Consider the following 20842-nt stretch of genomic DNA (forward strand, 5'->3'; position numbering starts at 1 on the left):
CTCCTTACAATCACTCCTTTGTTAGCTGCCTAAGCAAGGATTCTGCATGCAAGCCGCCAACCCGCGTCGCGGGTACATCCTGGGCCTGAGTGCCTACATCATCTGGGGTCTGTTCCCGATCTATTTCAAAGCCATCGCCAGCGTGCCGTCGGTGGAGATCATCATCCACCGGGTACTGTGGTCGGCCCTGTTCGGCGCGGTGTTGCTGATGGTCTGGAAACACCCGGGCTGGTGGCGCGAACTACGGGACAACCCACAGCGCCTGGCGATCCTCGCCCTGAGCGGGACACTGATCGCAGCCAACTGGCTGACCTACGTCTGGGCAGTGAACAACGAGCGTATGCTCGAAGCCAGCCTGGGTTACTACATCAACCCGCTGGTGAACGTATTGCTGGGCATGTTGCTGCTGGGCGAGCGCCTGCGCCGCATGCAATGGCTGGCGGTGGGGTTGGCGGCGGTCGGCGTGGCGCAGCAGGTCTGGCAAGTGGGCAGCCTGCCGTGGGTGTCGCTGGTGCTGGCGCTGACCTTCGGTTTCTATGGGTTGATCCGCAAGCAGGCGCCGGTCAAGGCATTGCCGGGGCTGGTGGTGGAAACCTGGATGCTGGTGCCGATCGCCATCGCCTGGTTGCTGTTCAATCCCACGGCCACCAGTGCCCAGGCCGCTTTCTGGACCACCTCCGAAGCCTGGTGGCTGGTGGCGGCCGGCCCCGTGACGCTGGTGCCGTTGGTGTGTTTCAACGCCGCAACACGGCATTTGCCCTACACCACCATCGGTTTTCTCCAGTACATCGCACCGACGCTGGTGCTGCTGCTCGCCGTCACGCTGTTCGGTGAGCACCTGTCGTCCAGCACACTGGTGGCATTCCTGTTTATCTGGGCCGGGCTGGCGGTGTACAGCGTCGATGCCGTGATCAGCATGCGCCGGCGCAGCTGATCAAAAAACACACAAACCTCTACAGGCCACGTCTGACGTGGCCTGCGCTTATCCTTCCCAAGGTTATCCACAGCGTGATCCCCGCCCTTTGTGCACAAGCCCTTGAAAAGTGATGATTTTTTGACCATTCCCCGCTGAGCCCCGGTGGGTCTGGGCTGGAGCCGGGTCTCTACAGGTTATCCACAGGCAGGCGCAGTTTTTCCTTGGATAACCTTCGTCACGCTTCGTCGCTGAGCTTGAGCTCCACCATCAACTCATCGGCCAGCGTCTCCAGGCGCTCCTGCAACGTATCCAGCGACAGGGTCAAGGGCACCCCCAGGATCGCTTCGGCGTGGAACAGCAGCTCGCTGCTCATCGGTGCCGGCCGAACGTAGGTCACCAGACGCTCGACATTGACGCCCTGCTCGCTCAACAGCCGGGTGATGTCCCGCACGATGCCGGGACGATCGTTGCCCACCAGCTCCATGGTGATGGGTTTCCAGGTGCAGGACTCCTCAAGGGCGCTTTCAGCGATCAACACGCGGATGTCGTGAGTCGATAGCCCCTGCAAGGCTTCGATCAGTTCTTCATGGGCCTCGGCGGGGGCGCCGATTCGCAGGATCCCGGCAAACTGCCCGGCCAGGCGCGACATGCGGCTTTCCAGCCAGTTACCGCCGTGTTCGGCGATGCAATCGGCAATGCGCTCGACCTGCCCGGGCTTGTCCGGGGCGAAAACAGTGATGACGAGGTGGTCCATGGCGCAGTCCTCTTGTTGTGGAAGGGACAGTATAGGCAGGTGATCGCAAGCAGACCGCGGGCCTCGGGATTTATACCTCCCACAGAATGAGATCAGAAACATCGTGTACAAACATCAAGATTTATCTGGAACAATCCATCTGTTTTTTGAGAACATCCCGTGCCTCGTCGTGACTGTACTGCTTTAGTCGGTCGCGGAACGACGCAATTAGTCTAATTTTCACAACCGCAATTGATCATGTAGTATTCCGCAGCGAGCACTACATAACGTTGTACCGATGTCTGCTTAAGGCGCAGTCGCATCCCTGAAAAGCCCCGTCAGCAAGGCTTACCACCCAGCCGCCAGCGATGGCATGTACTGGTTCCGGGGTTTGTGCTTTAAATGTCCCGAGGCTTCATTGTCAAAATCGAAGAGCTGAAAAGCGAAATAGCTGAGCAGAGTGAGGCAAGCAATGACTGAACACGTTCAAGTCGGTGGCCTGCAGGTCGCCAAAGTCCTGTTCGACTTCGTGAATAACGAAGCCATTCCCGGAACCGGCCTCACCGCCGACGCGTTCTGGGCCGGTGCCGACAAGGTCATCCACGACCTGGCCCCGAAGAACAAAGCCCTACTCGCCAAACGCGATGATTTCCAGGCGCGGATCGATGCCTGGCACCAGGCCCGTGCCGGCCAGGCCCACGACGCCGTGGCTTACAAAGCCTTCCTGCAAGACATTGGATACCTGCTGCCAGAAGCGGCGGATTTCCAGGCTACGACCCAAAACGTCGATGACGAAATCGCCCGCATGGCCGGCCCGCAGCTGGTGGTGCCGGTGATGAACGCCCGCTTCGCCCTCAACGCATCGAACGCCCGCTGGGGTTCGCTGTATGACGCGCTGTACGGCACCGACGCCATCAGCGAAGCCGATGGCGCGGAAAAAGGCAAAGGCTACAACAAGGTCCGCGGCGACAAGGTCATCGCCTTCGCCCGTGCCTTCCTCGACGAAGCCGCGCCCCTGGCGGCCGGCTCCCATGTCGATTCCACCGCTTACAAAATCGTCGACGGCAAACTGGTGGTCACCCTCAAGGGCGGCAGCAACAGCGGCCTGCGTGACGATGCCCAGTTGATCGGCTTCCAGGGTGATGCCTCGGCACCGACCACCGTGCTGTTGAAACACAACGGCCTGCACTTCGAAATCCAAATCGATGCCAGCACCCCGGTCGGACAGACTGACGCCGCTGGCGTTAAAGACATCCTGATGGAAGCCGCGCTGACCACCATCATGGACTGCGAAGACTCGGTCGCCGCCGTCGATGCCGATGACAAAGTGGTGATCTACCGCAACTGGCTCGGCCTGATGAAAGGCGACCTGGCTGAAGAAGTCGCCAAAGGTGGCCAGACGTTCACCCGCACCATGAACCCCGACCGTGTCTACACCGCCGTCGACGGTTCGAGCGTGACCCTGCACGGCCGCTCGCTGTTGTTCGTGCGTAACGTCGGCCACCTGATGACCATCGATGCGATCCTGGACAAGCATGGCAACGAAGTGCCGGAAGGCATTCTCGACGGCCTGATCACCAGCCTGGCAGCGATCCACAGCCTCAACGGCAACACCAGCCGTCGCAACAGCCGCACCGGCTCGGTGTACATCGTCAAGCCGAAGATGCACGGCCCGGAAGAAGCCGCGTTCACCAACGAGCTGTTCGGTCGCGTCGAGGACGTGCTGAACCTGCCGCGCAACACCCTCAAGGTCGGGATCATGGACGAGGAGCGCCGTACCACGGTCAACCTCAAGGCCTGCATCAAGGCCGCCAGCGAGCGGGTGGTGTTCATCAACACCGGCTTCCTCGACCGTACGGGCGATGAAATCCACACCTCCATGGAAGCCGGCCCGATGGTGCGCAAGGCCGACATGAAAGCCGAGAAGTGGATCGGCGCCTATGAAAACTGGAACGTCGACATCGGCTTGAGCACTGGCCTGCAAGGTCGCGCACAAATCGGCAAGGGCATGTGGGCGATGCCGGATCTGATGGCGGCGATGCTCGAACAGAAAATCGCCCATCCAATGGCCGGCGCCAACACCGCCTGGGTTCCCTCGCCGACCGCCGCTGCCCTGCACGCGCTGCATTACCACAAGGTCGACGTGTTCGCCCGCCAGGCCGAACTGGCCAAGCGCGCGCGTGCATCGGTGGACGACATCCTGACCATCCCGCTGGCCGTCAATCCGAACTGGACACCGGAGCAGATCAAGAACGAACTGGACAACAATGCCCAGGGCATCCTTGGCTACGTGGTGCGCTGGATCGACCAGGGCGTGGGTTGTTCCAAGGTACCGGACATCAACGACATCGGCCTGATGGAAGACCGTGCGACGCTGCGTATCTCCAGCCAGCACATCGCCAACTGGCTGCGCCACGGCATCGTCACCCAAGACCAAGTGATGGAAAGCCTCAAGCGCATGGCGCCGGTGGTCGACCGCCAGAACGCCAGCGACCCGCTGTACCGTCCGCTGGCGCCAGACTTCGACCGCAACATCGCCTTCCAGGCGGCGGTCGAGCTGGTGATCGAAGGCACGAAGCAGCCCAACGGCTACACCGAGCCGGTGCTGCACCGTCGTCGTCGCGAGTTCAAGGCAGCCAATGGGTTGTGATTGAGCGGTAGACGCGGCACAAAAAAGCCCTGATCGAAAGATCAGGGCTTTTTCAATGCAAAATCACCATGCCCTGGCTGATGCTTGAGTCATTGCGGCAAGGGGATTTATCTGTGGGAGCAAGGCTTGCCCGCGATGAAGACAGCGCGGTCCTTGGTGAACCGAGGCGCCTGCATCGCGGGCAAGCCTTGCTCACACAGACGATTTTAAAGATCCATCCCCAACTCATGCTTGACCAACCCCAGCAGCTTGTCGGTATCGATCGGCTTGAGCAGAAAGTCCACCACGCTCAGGTGCATGGCTTCGATGGCGTCTTTCACGTCGGCATCGCCCGACACGATGATGATCGGCAGCGCCGCCCGCGGCGACTCGCGCACCAGGCGAATCAGTTCCAGGCCATCGACATTGCCCATCCGCAGGTCGGTGATCAACAGGCCGATCGATGGCTTGGTTTCCAGCATCTTGAGTGCCGTTTCACCACTGGCGGCGGTCATGCAGTGAATCCCGTCCAACGCCAGGATCTCCGACAGCAGCTCACGAGCGTCCTTGTCGTCATCGACGATCAAGACGCGCTGCGGCGGCAGGTCAGGTTCCAGCATGACGGCACTCAGCGCCTCGCGCTCGGCGTCACTCAAAATATCGTGGTCGGACATGGTGCTCTCTACGTTCTTTAAATCGATCCCCTGGCACAGTGGTCAGACATCGTTCTGCGGCGCTTCAATGTGCACTTCGTCGGATTTTTTTCCAAGAACATTTAACGAAGATTTTTCTGACGCTTGGCGTAGGATTTTTCCGTAAGCCTACCCCGAGGCTGCGACCTAGACTTACGTCCAATGGGCACCCCGCGCTGAGGGGCCGACCATGGGAGAACAGATCGACCACAACAATTCAAAAAAGACTGCGTAATGGTTATGAAAAAAGCGGACGCCTTCACCCAGGCAGGGAAAACCGCGGTGTTGCAAAACATCCAGGGGACACTGCAGTTTCTCCAGCGTTTCCCACCGTTCAACCAGATGGAAAACGCCCACCTGGCCTATCTGGTGGAGCAATGCCTGCTGCGTTTTTATGCGCCGGGCGAAACCATCATCAAACCAGCCGACGGCCCGGTGGAGCACTTCTACATCGTCAAGCAAGGCCGGGTGGTGGGTGAACGTCCGCATACGGCCAAGGGTGGCACCGAGACCACCTTCGAAATAACCACCGGCGAATGTTTCCCCCTCGCCGCGCTGCTGGGCGAACGGGCCACGCGCACCGAGCACCGGGCCGGCGAAGACACGTTCTGCCTGCAGTTGAACAAACTGGCCTTCATCAAGCTCTTCGCCCTGTCCGGCCCGTTTCGCGACTTCGCCCTGCGTGGGGTCAGCAGCCTGCTCGACCAGGTCAACCAACAGGTCCAGCAAAAGTCCGCACAAACGCTGGGCACCCAGTACTCCCTCAACACGCGGCTGGGCGAATTGGCGATGCGCCATCCGGTCAGTTGCAGCCCGGACACGCCGCTGCGCGAAGCCGTGAAGCTGATGCACGACCAGCAGGTCGGCAGCATCGTGGTGGTGAACGAACAGAAAGCTCCGGTGGGGATTTTCACCTTGCGCGACCTGCGGCAGGTGGTGGCCGATGGGTCCGGGGATTTTTCCCAGGCCATCGTAGGACACATGACTCAGGCACCGTTTTTCCTCTCGCCGGACCACAGCGCCTTCGACGCCGCCATCGCCATGACCGAACGGCACATCGCCCACGTCTGCCTGGTCAAGGACCAACGCCTGTGTGGCGTGGTGTCGGAGCGCGATCTGTTTTCCTTGCAGCGCGTCGACCTGGTGCACCTGGCCCGGACCATCCGCAACGCGCCCAGGGTGGAAAACCTCGTGGCCCTGCGCGGCGAAATCGGCCAACTGGTGGAGCGCATGCTGGCCCACGGCGCGTCGTCAACCCAGATCACCCACATCATCACCCTGCTCAACGACCACACCGTGTGCCGGGTCATCGAGCTGACCCTGATCGACAAGGGTGACCCAGGCGTGCCGTTCAGTTGGCTGTGCTTCGGCAGTGAAGGCCGGCGCGAACAAACCCTGCACACCGACCAGGACAACGGCATTTTGTTCGAGGCCCGGGACGCCGCCCATGCCGCGCAGATCCGCGGTCTGCTGCTGCCCATCGCCCAGCAGATCAACCAGAGCCTGGCCTTGTGCGGCTTCACCTTGTGCAAGGGCAACATCATGGCCGGCAACCCCGAGCTGTGCCTGTCCCGTGCTGAGTGGGCCCGGCGCTTTTCGGCATTCATTCGCGAAGCAACCCCGGAAAACCTGCTGGGCTCGAGCATCTATTTCGACCTGCGGGTGGTCTGGGGCGATGAGCAAGGCTGCGAGCAACTGCGCCGGCAGATCCTCGATCAAGTGGCCGATAACCGTTTGTTCCAGCGCATGATGGCCGAAAACGCTCTGCGCCACCGCCCGCCCGTGGGCCGCTTCAGGGATTTCGTACTGAGTCGCAAGAACGGCGAAAAAGCCACCCTCGACCTGAAAGTGCAAGGCCTGACGCCCTTCGTCGACGGCGCCCGTCTGCTGGCGCTGGCCAATGGCATCGAAGCCAACAATACCCTGGAGCGCTTGCGGCAATTGGTCGACAAGCAAGTGATCGAACCGCTCGATGGCGCAGCCTACGAAGAGGCCTATCACTTCATCCAGCAGACCCGCATGCAGCAACATCAATTGCAAACCCGCGAGAACCTGCCCTATTCCAACCGCGTCGACCCCGACAGCCTCAACCATCTGGACCGACGCATCCTGCGCGAATCCCTGCGCCAGGCCCAACGCCTGCAAAGCAGCCTGACCGTGAGGTATCAGCTGTGAGCATTTTTTCCTGGTTGCGCCCAGCCCAGCCAATGTTGTCCGAAGAAACGCAAAGGCGCCTGGAACGCCTGCCGACGGCTTCAGCCTTGGGTGAATGCGACCTGCGGGAACAGCGCTGGGTCGTGCTGGACCTGGAAACCACCGGGTTGAACCTGAACAAGGACCAAGTGCTGTCCATCGGCGCGGTGGTCATCGAAGACGGCGCCATCGACTTCAGCCAGCAGTTCGAACGCACCTTGCAATGCGATAAGCAGAAACTCGGGCCGAGCGTGCTGATCCATGGCCTGGCGCCCAGCGCCATTGCCGCCGGCAGCGACCCGGCCGAAGCGCTGCTGGCGTTCATGGAGTTCGTCGGCGACAGTCCGCTGCTGGCCTTTCATGCGCCGTTCGATTCCCACATGCTCGGGCGCGCCTTGAAAGACTACCTGGGCTATCGCCTGCAGCATTCGTTTCTCGACGTGGCGGATCTGGCACCGATGCTTTGCCCCCAAGCCAACCTGCGCAAGTCAGGCCTGGATGAGTGGATCGACTGGTTCAAGCTGCAAGTCTTCGACCGCCACAACGCCAGTGCCGACGCCCTGGCCACGGCGGAACTGGCGCTGATCCTGTTCAGCCGCGCCCGCCAGCAACAGATCCTGAGCCCGCTTGACCTGCAACAACGCCTGAGCCACTGGAAACGACGGCAGCAGGCGCCTTCGCTCTAAACCCTCTGCTCCGAGGGTGGTTCACCTGTGGGAGCAAGGCTTGCCCGCGAGGGCATCGCCTGGGATTGACAGGCTGACCGAGTCGCCTGCATCGCGGGCAAGCCTTGCTCCCACAGATTCATTCAGACCCACAAATCGAGTCCCGACCAGCGCCAATTGCTTTCCCGCCTCCGCCTCTGCCACAATCGCGAACAATTCTCGTTACTTAAAACGTCGGTGATGTTCCGTGTCGTCAGTCCCCAGTCCTCATAGTGATTTGGTTGGTGCGTTGTACCGCGACCATCGCGCTTGGCTATTGGCCTGGCTGCGACGCAACGTGGCGTGTTCGCAACGGGCCGAGGACCTGAGCCAGGACACTTTTGTGCGCTTGCTGGGTCGCGAGGAACTGAAGGCGCCCCGCGAGCCGCGAGCGTTTCTGGTGGCCATCGCCAAGGGCCTGTTGTTCGATTACTTCCGTCGAGCGGCATTGGAGCAGGCCTACCTCACCGAACTGATGCGGATCCCCGAGGCCGAACAGCCCTCGGTGGAAGAACAGCAAATCATCCTCGAAGACCTCAAGGCCATCGACCGCCTGCTTGGCAAACTGTCGAGCAAGGCCCGCGCAGCCTTCCTCTATAACCGCCTCGACGGCCTCGGCCACGCCGAAATCGCCGAGCGCCTGGGGGTTTCGGTGCCGCGGGTCCGACAGTACCTGGCCCAAGGCATCCGACAGTGCTACATCGCACTTTATGGTGAGCCGACATGAACCAGGCCCATGCCAAACCGGTCTCGGCCAGCGTGCTGGATGCCGCAATTGCCTGGCAGTTGTCCCTGGACTCGAGCAGCGCACAGCAGCGTGAAGCCTTCGCCCAATGGCATGCCGCCGACGAAGAACACGCCCGGGCCTGGCGACAGCTGGGCATGCTTGACCAGCGCTTCAGTGTGGCCACCGGACCGGCGCGCGCCGCGTTGCTGCAATCGCGGGTGAGCATTCGCCGACGGATACGCAAGGTTGGCAGCGGCCTGGCCAGCGTTATCGCGGTCATCGGCCTGGCGTTGTTTGCCGGCGATCGTTACCTGCCGCTGGATTACTGGCTGGCCGATCAGCGCACCGCTACAGGCGAACAGCGCACTCTGCGCCTGGCCGATGGCACGCTGATCAACCTCAACACCCACAGTGCCCTGGACGTGCGTTTCGATGACAAGCAGCGCCGCATCGTCCTGCAGGAAGGCGAGATTCTGGTGGAAACCGGCCACGACGACCCGCGTCCGTTCATCGTCGAAACCCGCGAAGGCAGCCTGCGCGCCTTGGGCACACGGTTCCTGGTCAAGCGTGAAGACGAAGGCACGCGCCTGAGCGTGTTGAAATCCGCTGTAGCCGCGCATCCGCAGGCCACGGACAAGGAACAGATCCTGCGCGAAGGCCAACAAGTGCTGATGCGCCGCGACGACCTAGGGCCGACCCTTGCCTTGAACCCCGGCGCCGATGCCTGGACCCGCGGCATGCTGGTGGTGGACAACGCGCGCCTAGAAGATCTGGTCCACGAACTGGGGCGTTACCGGCATGGCTACTTGGGTGTCGCGCCACAAGTGGCAGACCTGCGCATCACCGGCAGTTTCCCGCTGCACGACATCGACCTGGCCTTAACCGCCCTGCTGCCGACCTTGCCGGTGCAGGTCGAGCATCACACGCGGTGGTGGGTGGTGGTGGGGCCGAGGGCTGAAGCCAAGCCCTGAAGGACTTTGTGTCAGTGATGGCCTCATCGCGAGCAAGCTCGCCCCCACATTGATCGGGTTGCCCACGAGTCATCCTGTGGGAGCGAGCCTGCTCGCGATGAGGCCATTCGCCCCACCACAAAGCCACCACCAGCAAAGCGAATCTAAATTATTTTCATCCAGCCCTATCACTTTTCAATTTTCATCCGGCACCCAGGCAATTGAGAAATATTTCCATTCAGGAGCCGCCGTATGTCCCGCCCGCTAGACACCCTGTTGCGCCCCAGCCTGTTGGCCATCGCCATTGCCTTTGCCGTCCCGTTGACCAGCGCCCCGCTGCTGGCCGCCGAACAGGCCACGAGCGTGCGCACCTACAACCTGCCCGCCGCGCCGCTGGCCAGCACCTTGAACCAGATCGCCAGCCAGGCTGGCCTCGCCCTGAGCCTGAATCCGTCCCTGGCCTCGGGCAAGACCTCGGCCCCGGTCCAGGGGCAGTTCGATGCCACGGGCGCATTGCGCGAAGCCTTGCGCGGTACCGGCCTGCAACTGGAACAAAGCAGCGCCGGCACCTACAGCCTGGTGGCCGTGCCTGAAGGCGTCATGGCCTTGCCGGAAACCAGTGTGATCGGGGCCGGCCTCAGCGAAACCGCGTGGGGCCCGACCGAGGGCTACGTCGCTACCCGCACCGCCGCCGGGACCAAGACCGATACGCCGATTGTCGAACTGCCGCGTTCAGTCTCCGTGGTCACGCGCCAACAGATGGAAGACCGTTCGGTCCTCAACCTCAATGACGCCCTGCGCTACACCGCCGGTGTGCAGAGCAGCGGCTACGGTTCAGATTCGCGCAATGACTGGCTGTTGGTCCGCGGTTTCATACCGACCCAGTTCCTCGATGGCCTGCCGCTGCCCAAGGGCAACTACATCACGCCGAAAATCGAGCCCTGGAATCTGGAGCGCATTGCCGTGCTGCGTGGCCCGGCCTCTTCGGTCTACGGCCAGACACCCCCTGGCGGCATGCTGGACATGGTCAGCCGTCGTCCACAGGCCGAAAGCAGCAATGAAGTCGAGCTGCAGGCCGGCAGCTACGAACACAAGCAGATCAATTTCGACAGCACCGGCAAGGTCGATGACGAAGGCCAGTTCCTCTATCGAGTCAGCGGTACCGTGCGCGACAGCAACTCCCAGGTCGATCACATCCCGGACAAACGCTACAACCTCGCGCCGAGCCTGACCTGGAACATCAACGACGACACCCGCCTGACCTTCCTGTCCCAGTACACCCGTGACGACACCGGCATCACCGGGCAATTCTTGCCGCTGCAAGGCACCAAGCTTTCTTCGCCAGCGGGCAAGATTTCCCATCACAAGAACCTCGGCGACCCGGACTGGGAATTCTACGACCGTACCTACTACGCCCTCGGTTATGCCTTTGAACATCGCCTGAACGATACCTGGCAGTTCCGCCAGAACCTGCGCTACACCAAGAGCGACCTGGAGACCCAAGGCATTTCCGCTGGCGGGCAATTCTGGCCGGCGGGACCTGAGGAAGCAGTGAGCGCCGATGGCACCGTCAAACGCAGTGCCAGTGTCGTCGACGAAGACATCAGCCAGTTCGCCGTGGACAACAACTTCCAGGCCGACTTCCAGACCGGCGCCCTCAGCCACACCCTGCTGCTGGGCCTGGACCACCAGCACTCCAACAGCAATTCGCGCTGGCTGTGGGGCTCGACCGGCGTGCCGACCAGCAACATCAACAACCCGATCTACGGACAGGATTTCTCCAATGTCCAATACTTCACCATGTACGACTACAACCAGAAGACCAACCAGACCGGCCTGTACGTCCAGGACCAGATTGCCCTGGACAACTGGCGCCTGACCCTCGGTGGTCGTGAAGACTGGATTCACACTGGCACCGAGTTCCACAACCAGAACAACGTCACCAATACCCAGCGCGACAAGAAATTCAGCGGCAACGCGGCGTTGAGCTATGTCTTCGATAACGGTGTGACGCCCTACATTTCCTTCGCCCAGTCGTTCCAGGCAGCGGCAGGTTCAACCGTCAACAGCACCGAAGCGTTCAAACCCACCGAAGGCGAACAATACGAAGCGGGTATCAAGTACCAGCCACCCGGCACCAAGACCCTGCTGACCGCTGCGGTGTTCGACCTGACCCAGAAAAACAACTCCGTCACCGAAAACAACGTCACCCGCCAGGTGGGCGAAGTCCAGGTGCGTGGCCTGGAACTGGAAGCCTCGGGCGACGTGACCGACAACCTCAAACTGATCGGTTCCTACACCTACAACGACAGTGAAATCACCAAGGGCACGGCGGCGGAAAAAGGTAAGCGCATGGCCCAGGTGCCGCGCAACCAGGCCACCGCCTGGGCGGACTACACCTGGCATAACGGCTCGCTGGACGGCTTCGGCATCGGCGCCGGTGTGCGTTATGTCGGCGACACCTACGGCAACACCACCAACACCGACTGGGGCCATGTCGGGTCCTACACCGTGTACGACGCCTCGGCCCATTACGACCTGGGCCGTCTGAACAAGACCCTCAAGGGGGTCACGGTGGCGGTGGACGCAAAGAACCTCTTCAACAAGGACTACCTGTCCACCTGCGACGGCTTCTACTGCTACTACGGCGACCAGCGCAACGTCGTCGCCAGCGTGAATTACAAATGGTAAACGGTTAGCATTTGCATACCCACTTTAACGGGCACTATGTGGGAGCAAGGCTTGCCCGCGATGGAGGCGACTCGGTTTCGGAAGGACCGTATCGCCTGTTTCGCGGGCAAGCCTTGCTCCCACAGATATCCCTCGCCACAAGGTGCCCTTTTACATCCGGATCGATCATGAAAAGCAAAACCATCCGCCGCTGGTCCTTCGTCCACACCTGGACCAGTCTGATCTGCACGGTGTTCCTGCTGATGCTGGCGATCACCGGGCTGCCGTTGATCTTCCACCATGAAATCGAACACCTGCTGGGCGACGCTCCGCAGCTTCGGGAAATGCCGGCCGACACGCCGCCGCTGGACCTGCAACAACTGGTGGAAAAAGCCAAGGCCCATCGCCCGGGGGAAGTGGTCCAGTATTTTGGCTGGGACGATGATGACCCCAACGGCGTCATCACCATCATGGCGCCGACACCGGGTACGGAACCCAACTCGTCCCACACCTTCATGCTCGACGGGCGTACCGGCGAGGCTCTGGAAATGCCCTCGGCCAATGGTGGCTTCATGATGGTCATGCTGCGCCTGCACGTGGACCTGTTCGCCGGGCTGCCGGGCAAGTTGCTGCTGGCGTTCATGGGCCTGCTGTTCGTGATTGCCATCGTCTCCGGGGTGGTCCTGTACCTGCCGTTCATGCGCCGCTTGAAGTTCGCCACGGTGCGTCAGGACAAATCCACGCGCCTGCGCTGGCTCGACCTGCACAACCTGATCGGCGTGGTCACACTGGTCTGGGCGCTGACCGTGGGCGTCACCGGCGTGATCGCCGCATGCGCCGACCTGATCATCGCCGCGTGGCGCAACGACAGCCTCAGCGCCATGGTCGAACCCTACCGCAACGCCCCACCACTGACCCAACTGGCACCGGCCACCCGACTGCTGGACATCGCCAAGGACGTCGCGCCGGGCATGGAGCCGAGTTTCATTGCCTTCCCCGGCACGCTGTTCTCCAGCGAGCACCACTACAGCGTCTTCATGAAGGGCGACACCCACCTGACCTCGCACCTGCTCACGCCCGTGCTGATCGATGCCACCACTTTGGACGTCACCGCCGTCGCCGAACGGCCGTGGTACATGGACGTCATGAGCCTGTCCCTGCCGCTGCACTTCGGTGACTACGGTGGCCGGCCAATGCAGATCTTCTGGGCGACCCTCGATGTACTGACCATCATCGTCCTCGGCAGCGGCGTTTACCTGTGGCTGGTGCGGCGTAAAACGGCCAAGCGCGTAACCGTCGGCACGGAGGTCGCCTCGTGAGGCCTCGGCAGTCGAGTTTCTGGAAAGTGTTTGGTATTCCCCTGATGATCGGTGCGCTTAGTGCGGCGGGGTTGTTCAGCGCATTGCTGGGTGACGGTCTGTGGGACGCCGTCAGTTGGCTGGGGTTGGGCATACCCTCCGTGTTGGCGGTGCGGGGATTGGTCCCACGCCGTTGAGTCATCCGGGCGCTCACTTGCCAGAGTGAGCACCCTCTCTCCTCGTCATACGACAACCGACAGATACGCCAGGTTGTTTCAAACCGCACAGCCTTTGACATATTTGTTGACAAATTAATTCTTGACCCTCTATAAGTGCGCCTGTTGTACGACAACCTACAACACAGCATGCGACGCCAAATCCAAAAATAATTGATGGTGAAGTAATGAAAATCAAAGGCATCCGCTGGTGGATGGTTGGCCTGGTCACGGCCGGCCTGATGGTCAACTACCTGGCTCGCAATACCCTCTCGGTGGCCGCTCCCACCCTGATGAGCGAAATGAACATCTCCACCGAGCAGTATTCCCACATCGTCGTGGCCTGGCAGATCTGCTACGCGTTGATGCAACCGGTGGCCGGCTACATCATCGACGCCATCGGCACCAAGATGGGTTTCGCCATTTTCGCGTTCGCCTGGTCCATCGCCTGTGCCGCAGCGGCCATGGCATCGGGCTGGCAGGGCCTGGCGTTTTTCCGGGGTTTGCTGGGCCTGACCGAAGCCGCCGGGCTGCCGGCTGCGGTAAAGACCTCTACCGAATGGTTCCCGGCCAAGGAACGCTCGGTGGCCATCGGCTGGTTCAACATCGGTTCCTCAATCGGCGCCGTACTGGCTCCGCCGCTCGTGGTCTGGGCGATCCTGAACAGTGGCTGGGAGCTGGCGTTCCTGATCGTTGGCGGCCTGGGCGTGGCCTGGACGTTACTCTGGATGATCTTTTACAAGCATCCGCGCGACCAGAAGCTCCTGGGCGACACCGAGCGTGATTACATCCTCAGCGGCCAGGAAGCTCACTTCCAAGACCCGACGCCAAAGAAAGGCAGCTGGAAACGCATCATCGCCAGCCGCAACTTCTACGCCATCGCCAGCGCCCGGATCCTCTCCGAGCCGGCCTGGCAAACGTTCAACGCCTGGATCCCGCTGTACCTGATGACCGAGCGGCACATGAACATCAAGGAAATCGCAATGTTCGCCTGGCTGCCGTTCCTGGCCGCCGACCTGGGTTGCGTGCTGGGCGGTTACCTGAGCCCGTTCTTCCATAAATACTGCAAGGTGTCGCTGTTTACTTCGCGCAAAATGGTCCTGTTGTTCGGTGCGTCCTGCATGATCGGCCCCGCCTGCATCGGCCTGGTTGCCAGCCCTTACACCGCCATCGCCCTGCTGTGCGTCGGCGGCTTTGCCCATCAGACCCTGTCCGGTGCGCTGTACGCCATCACGTCCGATTCGTTCGGCAAGAATGAAGTCGCCACCGCCACCGGCATGGGCGGGATGTTCGGTTACCTGGGCGCCGCCGCCTTCACGCTGCTGTTCGGCGTCATGGTGACCAAGATCGGCTACAGCCCACTGTTCGTGCTGCTGGCAATCTTCGATGTCATCGCCGCATTCATCGTCTGGACTGTCGCCCGGGAGCTCAAACACCAACCGGCAACGCCGTCGTCCGAGCCGCAAGCACTGCAACCGGCCGTCTGAGGCACCTTGCGGCCGGGCCCCTTCGGCTCGGTCGCACGAACGCGCTATGCTGCGCAGCAAGCCCCACTGATCGAGACGTTGCCATGTCCACCCCCAGCATGACGCTGTTCCACAACCCCGCTTCGCCCTTCGTTCGCAAGGTCCTGGTGCTGCTGCACGAAACCGGCCAGCAGGACCGCGTGGCGTTGCAGCTCAGCCAGCTCTCGCCGGTCAAGCCGGACCGGGTGCTGATCGATGACAACCCGTTGAGCAAGATCCCGGCCCTGCGCCTGGCCAACGGAACGGTGATCCATGACAGTCGCGTCATCCTCGACTACCTCGATCACCAGCACGTCGGCAACCCGCTGATCCCCCGGGACGGCGCGGCCCGCTGGCGGCGCCTGACCCTGGCCTCCCTGGCCGATGGGATCATGGATGCGGCGGTGATGATCCGCTACGAAACCGCGCTACGCCCTGTGGAAAAACACTGGGACGAATGGCTCGATGCGCAACGGGACAAGATTCGCCGGGCCCTGGGCATGCTCGAAGCCGAAGCGATTGCCGAACTGGCCTGCCACTTCGACGTGGCCTCCATCAGCGTGGCCTGCGCCTTGGGCTACCTGGACCTGCGCCATCCCGACCTGGAATGGCGCAAAGCCAATCCGCAACTGGCGGCGTGGTTTGCCGAGGTCAGTCTGCGGCCTTCGATGATTGAGACGGTGCCCAGGGTTTAGCTTTGCGTTAGCTGTGCCGGCCTTATCGCGAGCAAGCTCGCTCCCACAGGGGACCGTGGAGCTCTTTGTGGGAGCGAGCTTGCTCACGATAGCAGCGCACCGGATCCAGCGGAAACAACCCAGCAATGCGCATCACCAACACTTCGCGCACCCGCTGATCCTCACGCAACCCCAGCGACCGGCTCATTTCACCTCTCCCAAATCGAAGTTCATCGCCGCCGCCGGCTTCGCCCCGACCCCGTACCAGTCCAGCTTGCGGGTCAGCACCATGAACACGCCCAGCAGGCCGAACAGCAACAGCGAGCCCATCAACAACGCGTAGTCCTCGGCGCTCAACAGGCCGTAGAGCAAACCGTACAAGCCCGCCAGCCCTGCCGAGAATCCCAGGCCGTGGCTCACGCTGCGCAGCACATGGCAGACATAGAACCCGATCAGCAATACACAGGCGCTGGCCGACACCAGGTACGCCAGGGTGAAGCCGATGTGCTCCGACAGCGACAACAGCAGCAGGTAAAAGAATGCCAGCGCCACGCCCACCAAGGCGTATTGGACCGGGTGCACCGCCAGGCTCTTGAGTACCTCGAAGAGGAAGAAGCCGGCGAAGGTCAGGGCGACAAACAGCAGCGCATATTTGATCGCCCGGTCGCTCTTGAGGTACTGGTCCACCGGGTCGATGAAACTCACCCCGAAGGCCCGACTGCGGAACGCTTCACAACTATCGCTCGATTCGCAGGCTTGCAGCGTTTCCAGAAGGTTGGTGGAGAAAAACGACGTCTGCCAGTCGGCACTGAAACCCTGCTCATTGATCTCACGATTGGTGGGCAGGTAGTTGCCGATGAAGCTCGGATGCGGCCAGTCGGCCGACAGGTGCACCTTGGTGGATTTGCCCACTGGCAGAATCTGGAACTCGCCAGTGCCTTGCAGACGCAGGTCAAAACCGAAGGTCAGCTCAGGGCCGCCCTGGGCGGTGATCATCGGCAGCGGCACATGCACACCCTGCCCCAGCCAGCCGAGTCGCGAGCCGGGCAGGAAGTCGACGGTCTGTTGGTTCAGCGTCAGGGTCAGCGCATTCTCGATGCCGCGAATATCGCTGATGCCGACACTCATGTACGGCTCGTCGAAGCGGTAATCGGCGAAATCCTTGGCGGCTACACCGTAGCGCTCAGGCACCTTGAAGCGACCATCGATCCGGTTATCGGCATGGAACAACCGCGCTTCGTAGATGCCCCGGGCCCGGGTTTCGGTGCGGACTTGGCCGTCGAGCTCAAACTGCTCCGGTAGAAAATACAACTCGCCCGCTCGCTCGACGGTTTCCAGGAAACGCACGCCGGTCTTCTCGTTGGTATTCCAGACCTTCACGCTCTTGCGAAACGGCACCACGATCATCGGCCCGATCAATTGCTGGCTGTAGCTGGAGCTGCGGGCGATGTCCTGCAGCACACCGTCACGCAGTTCCTGGCGCTCATCGATGAGCCCGTTGATCATCAACAAAGGGATCATCAACAAGAGAATCAGTAGGGCGATCATGCCCAGTTTTATGGCGAGACTGCGGTTCATGTGGGGCTCTCCCTGTTCGAATGAGGGAGAGTCTGGGATGGCTGTGTGCTGGGCTTATGGAGCGATTGTGGAGATTGTGTGGAGACTGCCCTCGCCTCGTTGCGCCGAAGCGCCGGCATCCGCGTCATCCACGGTCTGGAAAGCCTCGCGCAGAGAGTCCTCCATCATCTGCCAGGCCTCCTCGGCCGATTCGTCCGGCCCCAGGTGGGTGAACATATGGTCGCAGCCTTCAAACATTCGCTGGCGCACCGGCACGCCGGCCTGGCGCAACTTCTCGGCGTAGGCCTCGCCTTCGGCACGCAGGATATCGTATTGCGCCGTGATCACCGTGGCTGGCGGCATCCCCGCCAGTGCCTCGATCGGCGCCAACAGGGGTGAGGCCAACGGATCGCGAGCTTGTGCCGGATCGCTCAGGTAGCAGCTGTTGAAGAAGCGCATCAGGCCGGCATTGAGCAGTGGCCGGGCACTGGTGGACGTCTTCAAGGCTGGGTCCTGGTGCAGATCCAGCGCCGCATAGTCGATCAACTGATGCACCACCTTCAACGCTTGATGCCCTCGCGCCAGCCCCGCCACGGCGGCGGCCAGATTGCCGCCGGCGCTATGGCCGCCAACGGCGAGACGCTGAGGATCGATGCCCAGCGTTTCGGCTTCGCTGGCCAGCCATTCGAGCACCGCGAAGCACTGCCGCGGGCCTGCGGGGAAGGCGTGCTCTGGCGCCAGCACATAGTCCAGATTGACCACCAGGCAGTTCAGGTTATGGGCCAGTCGACGGCAATAGCTGTCGTCGTGTTCGGGCGTCCCGGCGACAAAGCCACCGCCATGGAAATTCAAGTACACCGGCAGCTTCGCCGAGGACTGCGAATGGGGCCAGTAAAACAGCGCCCGCGCAGCCCCCCAAGGGGTCGGGATGGTTTGCTCGACAACGGCGCGCAACGGAAACAATGCAGCGTCATAGGTAAACTTCGCCTTCATTCTCTTGGCGAAGGCGCGCAACAACTTGGCCTGCAGTTTTTGCCAGAGGCTCACCATGCTCATGCTCCCGGTTGTGTATCCACGAATAGGACCAGCCGACCGAAAGTCATCTCGCCGTAAGGCATGGCTTGCTGACAGGTTTATTGAATCGTTCGCCGGTGCTGAGGGGAAATTAAACCTAAAAAATGGTTATGTAAATTAATCAATAACAAGTTTAAGCAAATTCCCTCACGGCAACCTCAGCACCACCTCAACCCCGCCCTCGACATTGCCGATACTGAATTGCCCCCCATGCAACTGCACCACTTCCTCCACGAAGTTGAGCCCCAGCCCGGTGCTCTTGCGGCCGCTGTCTGGGCGCGGCAGGGAGTAGAAGCGCTCGCTCAGGCGTGGCAGCGCGTAGTCGGGAATCGGCGCGGCCTGATTGAACAGGCGGATCTCGACGCGATCCCCGCTGCGCTCGGCGCTGATACGTAGCCGGCCGTTGACGGGGGTGAAGTCCAGGGCGTTTTCCAGCAGGTTGCCCAAGGCCTGACGCAACAGGAACGGCTCACCGGTTAGTATCAGGTCGGCAGCGATGTGCTGCTCAACCGTCAACTGGCGACTTTCAATCCAGCCGCCACGCGCTTCCAACAACTCGTCCATCAACGCCGCCAGCGGCACCGCGACTTCTTCTTCCAACCCCTGGCGCTGCTCGATCTGGGCCAGGTTGAGCAACCGTTCGATCAACTGCTGCATGCGCACACTTTCGTTGTCGATGTTATTGACGAAGCGCTGGTGCTGGGCGGCGGGCATGTCGCTTTGCAGCAGTTCGGCGGCACCGCGAATCGCCGCCAGCGGGCTCTTGAGTTCGTGGGTCAGCGTATGCACGTAACGCTCGACGTAAGCCTTGCCTTCCAGTTGCGTGCGCATGTGTTCCACAGCGCCAGCCAGTTGCTCGAACTCGCCACCGCGATAATGCGGCACCTCCACCCGAAGTCCCTGGCTGACCGCCTGGGCATAGGCCGTCAAACGCCGCAGTGCCGCACTGAGCCACCACGACAACAAGCCCCCGAGCAACAGGCCCAGGGCCACCAGCCCGGCGCCATAGGCCAGCAGTCGCCGCTCGGTGCGATCGACATAAGGCTGCAATGAGCTGTTGGGCTTGGCGACGGTGACGACCCCAATGATGCGGCCGTTGTCACGGATCGGCGCGCCGACGTGCATCACCGAAGACGTCGGATCATCGGCAATGCTGCGGGTCGAGCGAGCGCCGTAGTGGCCGCGCAGGGTCAGGTAGACGTCGTTCCAGCGCGAATAATCCTGGCCCACCGCCACGCCACTGGAGTCGAGCACCACGATGCCGCTGGCATCGGTGACATAGATGCGATGGCTGACCTGGTTTTTCGGCAAGCCCCAGATCGTCGCCGCCGGCTGGCGCTCGCCGTAGGCCTTGAGCAACTGCGGCCAGCGATTCTGGTTGAGGGTGCCGGCCTTGAAATCGTCCCGCAGGATCTCGGCCATCAGGTTGGCCGTGTCCACCAGGGTTTCTTCGGTGGACTGGCGCACGCCGGGGCGGATTTCCTCCATGACCGTGTTGAGCACGAAATAACCGGTCAAGGCGATAAACAGCACATACACCAGGAAAATCCGGATCCCCAGCGACATCAGCTGTGCCCCGGACTGTAGCTGTAGCCCAGGCCCCGATGCGTCTGGATCGGCTCGGCCTCGGCCCGGACCAGGCGCAGCTTGGCGCGCACGCTCTTGATGTGGCTGTCGATGCTGCGCTCGTAGCCGGCATCGCTGGCCACGCCCAGGGCATCGAGCAATTGTTCGCGGCTGAAAACCCGCTCAGGTTGCTCCAGTAGACAATTGAGCAGGCGGAACTCGTGACGGGTGAGATTCAGCGGTTTGCCGCGATAGTTGATCTGCACACGGTCGGCATCGACCTGAAACAGCGCCGTGCTCGACTCCGCCGCCGGACGCGGCGCCATGCGCTTGAGAATCGCCCGGACCCTGGCCGCCACCTCGCGGGGGCTGAAGGGTTTGACCACGTAATCGTCGGCACCGATCTCCAGGCCCACCACCCGGTCGATCTCGCCATCCCGGGCTGTAAGAAAGATGACCGGAACGTCGCTGAAACGTCTGAGATTTTTACAAGTCTCGAATCCGCTGATATCCGGCAGCCCCACATCGAGAATGATCAGGTCCGCCGGAGCGCTTTTCTGGTGCTCAAGGGCCGCGGCACCAAGGCTCAGCCACGTGGTGTCGAACCCCTCCCCTTGCAGGGCAAACACCAGCGTATCGGCGATGGCGGCTTCGTCTTCGACAATCAGGATATGAGGCATGGCTTGCGAGCCCGGCAGTAAAGTTGCCGGAACGGTGCCGCAAGCCTTGGAGTACGTCA

The 20842-nt window shown here is 61.7% G+C and carries 17 protein-coding genes; 11 read left to right on the forward strand and 6 right to left on the reverse strand.

The window, feature by feature from the left end; genetic code table 11:
* Window positions 1-46: 46 nt before the first annotated feature.
* Window positions 47-934 carry an EamA family transporter RarD gene (rarD, locus tag KGA89_RS09960; RefSeq protein WP_003206249.1) on the forward strand — a complete coding sequence of 296 codons (888 nt, stop codon included), beginning with the start codon at window positions 47-49 and terminating at the stop codon, window positions 932-934.
* A 217-nt stretch (window positions 935-1151) separates the two neighbouring features.
* On the opposite strand, the gene KGA89_RS09965 is transcribed toward rarD, so the two are convergent.
* Complete coding sequence (locus tag KGA89_RS09965) at window positions 1152-1670, reverse strand: glycine cleavage system protein R (RefSeq protein ID WP_003206251.1); 519 nt, start codon at window positions 1668-1670, stop codon at window positions 1152-1154.
* Between the two features lie 451 nt (window positions 1671-2121).
* Between KGA89_RS09965 and KGA89_RS09970 the strand changes: the two genes are divergently transcribed.
* Window positions 2122-4299, forward strand: coding sequence for a malate synthase G (locus tag KGA89_RS09970; protein ID WP_223471420.1), 2178 nt, complete (start codon window positions 2122-2124; stop codon window positions 4297-4299).
* A 206-nt stretch (window positions 4300-4505) separates the two neighbouring features.
* On the opposite strand, the gene KGA89_RS09975 is transcribed toward KGA89_RS09970, so the two are convergent.
* Entirely contained in the window at window positions 4506-4952 is a 447-nt protein-coding gene (locus KGA89_RS09975; protein WP_003206256.1) for a response regulator, read from the reverse strand.
* 258 nt (window positions 4953-5210) lie between these two features.
* On the opposite strand from KGA89_RS09975, the gene KGA89_RS09980 reads away from it, so the two are divergent.
* The 9 genes from KGA89_RS09980 to KGA89_RS10020 all read left to right on the forward strand — a co-directional run bounded on the left by KGA89_RS09980 (window position 5211) and on the right by KGA89_RS10020 (window position 15927).
* The gene (locus KGA89_RS09980; protein WP_317846344.1) at window positions 5211-7145 is read left to right on the forward strand and encodes a putative nucleotidyltransferase substrate binding domain-containing protein; all 1935 of its coding nucleotides are present in this window, start codon (window positions 5211-5213) and stop codon (window positions 7143-7145) included.
* Window positions 7142-7849 carry a PolC-type DNA polymerase III gene (locus KGA89_RS09985; RefSeq protein WP_223471422.1) on the forward strand — a complete coding sequence of 236 codons (708 nt, stop codon included), beginning with the start codon at window positions 7142-7144 and terminating at the stop codon, window positions 7847-7849. Before KGA89_RS09980 ends, KGA89_RS09985 begins: the two co-directional genes overlap by 4 nt.
* Before the next feature lie 226 nt (window positions 7850-8075).
* A complete protein-coding gene (locus KGA89_RS09990) occupies window positions 8076-8594 on the forward strand; it encodes an RNA polymerase sigma factor (RefSeq protein ID WP_223471423.1) in 519 nt (172 codons plus the stop codon).
* Window positions 8591-9565 carry a FecR domain-containing protein gene (locus KGA89_RS09995; protein ID WP_223471424.1) on the forward strand — a complete coding sequence of 325 codons (975 nt, stop codon included), beginning with the start codon at window positions 8591-8593 and terminating at the stop codon, window positions 9563-9565. The genes KGA89_RS09990 and KGA89_RS09995 overlap by 4 nt, the downstream gene beginning before the upstream one ends.
* A 231-nt stretch (window positions 9566-9796) precedes the next feature.
* Complete coding sequence (locus KGA89_RS10000; RefSeq protein WP_223471425.1) at window positions 9797-12235, forward strand: TonB-dependent siderophore receptor; 2439 nt, start codon at window positions 9797-9799, stop codon at window positions 12233-12235.
* Window positions 12236-12402: 167 nt separating this feature from the next.
* Window positions 12403-13533: a PepSY-associated TM helix domain-containing protein gene (locus KGA89_RS10005; RefSeq protein ID WP_223471426.1), complete on the forward strand. Its 1131-nt coding sequence runs from the start codon at window positions 12403-12405 to the stop codon at window positions 13531-13533.
* On the forward strand, window positions 13530-13709 hold the full coding sequence (locus KGA89_RS10010) for a hypothetical protein (RefSeq protein WP_223471428.1): 180 nt from the start codon (window positions 13530-13532) through the stop codon (window positions 13707-13709). The genes KGA89_RS10005 and KGA89_RS10010 overlap by 4 nt, the downstream gene beginning before the upstream one ends.
* 206 nt (window positions 13710-13915) lie before the next feature.
* A complete protein-coding gene (locus KGA89_RS10015; protein ID WP_223471430.1) occupies window positions 13916-15214 on the forward strand; it encodes an MFS transporter in 1299 nt (432 codons plus the stop codon).
* Window positions 15215-15297: 83 nt separating this feature from the next.
* A complete protein-coding gene (locus tag KGA89_RS10020) occupies window positions 15298-15927 on the forward strand; it encodes a glutathione S-transferase (protein WP_223471432.1) in 630 nt (209 codons plus the stop codon).
* Between the two features lie 183 nt (window positions 15928-16110).
* On the opposite strand, the gene creD is transcribed toward KGA89_RS10020, so the two are convergent.
* From creD to creB, 4 genes are all read right to left on the reverse strand, one after another.
* The gene (gene creD, locus KGA89_RS10025) at window positions 16111-17484 is read right to left on the reverse strand and encodes a cell envelope integrity protein CreD (protein ID WP_223471434.1); all 1374 of its coding nucleotides are present in this window, start codon (window positions 17482-17484) and stop codon (window positions 16111-16113) included.
* 54 nt (window positions 17485-17538) lie between these two features.
* Window positions 17539-18513 (reverse strand): alpha/beta hydrolase, encoded by a 975-nt coding sequence (locus KGA89_RS10030; protein WP_223471436.1) that lies wholly within the window; start codon window positions 18511-18513, stop codon window positions 17539-17541.
* Window positions 18514-18684: 171 nt separating this feature from the next.
* On the reverse strand, window positions 18685-20103 hold the full coding sequence (gene creC / locus KGA89_RS10035) for a two-component system sensor histidine kinase CreC (protein ID WP_223471438.1): 1419 nt from the start codon (window positions 20101-20103) through the stop codon (window positions 18685-18687).
* Entirely contained in the window at window positions 20103-20783 is a 681-nt protein-coding gene (gene creB / locus KGA89_RS10040; RefSeq protein ID WP_223471440.1) for a two-component system response regulator CreB, read from the reverse strand. The genes creC and creB overlap by 1 nt, the downstream gene beginning before the upstream one ends.
* Window positions 20784-20842: the final 59 nt, after the last annotated feature.

Source organism: Pseudomonas sp. A-RE-22, from assembly GCF_019956035.1.
In the GTDB taxonomy this organism is placed as follows: Bacteria; Pseudomonadota; Gammaproteobacteria; order Pseudomonadales; family Pseudomonadaceae; genus Aquipseudomonas; species Aquipseudomonas brassicacearum.